Source organism: Pseudomonas sp. Colony2, assembly GCF_019382755.1.
Lineage (GTDB): Bacteria > Pseudomonadota > Gammaproteobacteria > Pseudomonadales > Pseudomonadaceae > Aquipseudomonas.
Genome location: NZ_CP080030.1, coordinates 6,621,513 through 6,623,818 on the forward strand (window position 1 = coordinate 6,621,513; position 2,306 = coordinate 6,623,818).

Consider the following 2,306-nt stretch of genomic DNA (forward strand, 5'->3'; position numbering starts at 1 on the left):
GCGAGCAAGCTCGCTTCCACAGGGGTTAGGCGATGATCTTTCGAAGGAGTAGCAGCAGCAGGAAATGCGCCGGATAAAGCGCATACGCCCAGCGCCGCATGGCCGGTGGCGATACCTGCCCGGCATGTCGCAACAAGACCAATCCGGCCAGCGGCGCAATCAGGCATGTCGCCAATCCCAGCATCGCCACCAGCGTGCCGCTATTGAGCAGGATCTGCCATTGATTGGCAGCCAGGCACACCACACCCGGCAGCACGCTGAAGTACCACGGCCGGCGAAACACCAGCAGCATCGCCAACGGCAGCAGCACACCAAAAAACCCGAACATCAACTGAGCCGAAAACAACCCCGCCAAAACCAGCGCGATCAACGCCAATCCTCGATCAATAACCGTCTTCTGCTGCCATCCCCGGGCAACCAGCAAACCCAGCGCCAGGGTCGGCAGTACGTTCAGCGTGTCGGCGTCGTCGATGAACATCCGGTACGGCACCTCACTGATCACACTGAACAGCAGCAACCAGCCCAGATAGCGCCACTGCCCCGTCACCGGCGCGTCCTTGACCCGATGCAAATTCGCCGCGATCGCCAGGCAAAACCACGGGAACGCCAGGCGCCCCGGCACATACAGCCCGTCCAGGCTCAAACCGACATACCGCAGGTGGTCCAGCACCATACTCAGCAGCGCCAGCCACTTGAGCAGGTCCAGGGCGCCATCGCGGACGCGGCTTACAGGAACGCTTTCAGAACCGTGCATAATTCCCCAATGACTTTGCATTAACAGTGCGTGCGCCCGCCCGACAATCTTGGGTAAAGTGCGCACCAACATCGACCACAGGACTGGGCCATGACCGACAAGAGCCAACAATTCGCCAGCGACAACTATTCCGGCATCTGCCCGGAAGCCTGGGCCGCCATGGAACTCGCCAACCAGGGCCATCAACGCGCCTATGGCGATGATGAATGGACCCACCGCGCCGCCGACGGTTTCCGCAGACTGTTCGAAACCGACTGCGAAGTGTTCTTCGCCTTCAACGGTACCGCAGCCAACTCCCTGGCGCTGTCCTCCTTGTGCCAGAGCTACCATAGCGTGATCTGCTCGGAAACCGCCCACGTCGAAACCGACGAATGCGGCGCGCCGGAGTTTTTCTCCAACGGCTCCAAGCTGCTCACCGCCCGCACCGAAAACGGCAAGCTGACCCCGGAGTCGATCCGCGAGATCGCCCTCAAGCGCCAGGACATTCACTACCCGAAACCCCGCGTCGTGACCCTGACCCAGGCCACCGAAGTCGGCAGCGTCTACACCCCGAAAGAAATCCGCGCCATCAGCGTCACCTGCAAGGAACTGGGGTTGAACCTGCACATGGACGGCGCACGGTTCTCCAACGCCTGCGCATTCCTCGGCTGCTCGCCGGCCGACCTGACCTGGAAAGCCGGGGTCGACGTGCTGTGCTTTGGTGGCACCAAGAACGGCATGGCCGTGGGTGAAGCGATCCTGTTCTTCAACCACAAGCTGGCCGAAGACTTCGACTACCGCTGCAAACAAGCCGGGCAGCTTGCCTCAAAGATGCGCTTCCTCTCCGCCCCGTGGGTGGGCCTGCTGGAAAACGACGCCTGGCTCAAACACGCCCGCCACGCCAACCACTGTGCACAATTGCTCAGCAGCCTGGTGGCGGATATTCCGGGTGTGGAGTTGATGTTCCCGGTACAGGCCAACGGCGTGTTCCTGCAACTCTCGGAACCGGCAATTGCCGCGCTGACGGCCAAGGGCTGGCGCTTCTACACCTTCATCGGTAAAGGCGGCGCGCGGTTCATGTGCGCGTGGGATACCGAGGAAGAGCGTGTAAGAGAATTAGCCGCAGATATTCGGGAAGTGATGAGCGCCTGAAGTAGGCATCAGCGCCTCAGATAATGGCGAAAGGCCGAGACTGTTTTTTGATATTTCTGACAGCAACAAACTCCGTTTTCATTGACTAGCCTCTTGGAACCCGGAAGGAAAAGGCCGCCTTTCGGGACTAACCGCCAGCCGAATAATCGGCCGGAAACGGAAATCCAGCAGAGGGCAATACCATGGAAGCGCAACGCTACGGAAACAACTTGCTAGGCGAAGGCACTATCAGCACCACCGTCATCGACTGGGACGAATTCAGAAAATCCGCGAAAATCGGCGACACCATCAGCGAACCGACGAGGACATTGCGGATCACTGACAAGGTCTATGAACTGACAGCATCCGGCCAGCACTTCGTCGTGCATATCTATGCCCAATAACCTCTAACTGATCGTTCCCACGCTCTGCGTGGGAACGC

Annotated in this window: 3 protein-coding genes; 2 read left to right on the top strand and 1 reads right to left on the bottom strand. The window is 59.8% G+C overall.

Annotated features, from left to right (window positions below):
- Positions 1-25: 25 nt before the first annotated feature.
- Positions 26-754 carry a TraX family protein gene (locus JV201_RS27070; protein ID WP_177068441.1) on the bottom strand — a complete coding sequence of 243 codons (729 nt, stop codon included), beginning with the start codon at positions 752-754 and terminating at the stop codon, positions 26-28.
- 90 nt (positions 755-844) lie between these two features.
- On the opposite strand from JV201_RS27070, the gene JV201_RS27075 reads away from it, so the two are divergent.
- Positions 845-1,885, top strand: a complete 1,041-nt coding sequence (locus JV201_RS27075) for a low specificity L-threonine aldolase (RefSeq protein WP_219406235.1) — start codon at positions 845-847, stop codon at positions 1,883-1,885.
- A gap of 182 nt (positions 1,886-2,067) precedes the next feature.
- Positions 2,068-2,268, top strand: coding sequence for a hypothetical protein (locus JV201_RS27080; RefSeq protein ID WP_003209176.1), 201 nt, complete (start codon positions 2,068-2,070; stop codon positions 2,266-2,268).
- Positions 2,269-2,306 lie beyond the last annotated feature (38 nt).

Coding starts and splice junctions, on each gene's coding strand:
- JV201_RS27070 (WP_177068441.1), bottom strand. CDS start 754: ATGCACGGTTCTGAAAGCGTTCCTGTAAGCCGCGTCCGCGATGGCGCC.
- JV201_RS27075 (WP_219406235.1), top strand. CDS start 845: ATGACCGACAAGAGCCAACAATTCGCCAGCGACAACTATTCCGGCATC.
- JV201_RS27080 (WP_003209176.1), top strand. CDS start 2,068: ATGGAAGCGCAACGCTACGGAAACAACTTGCTAGGCGAAGGCACTATC.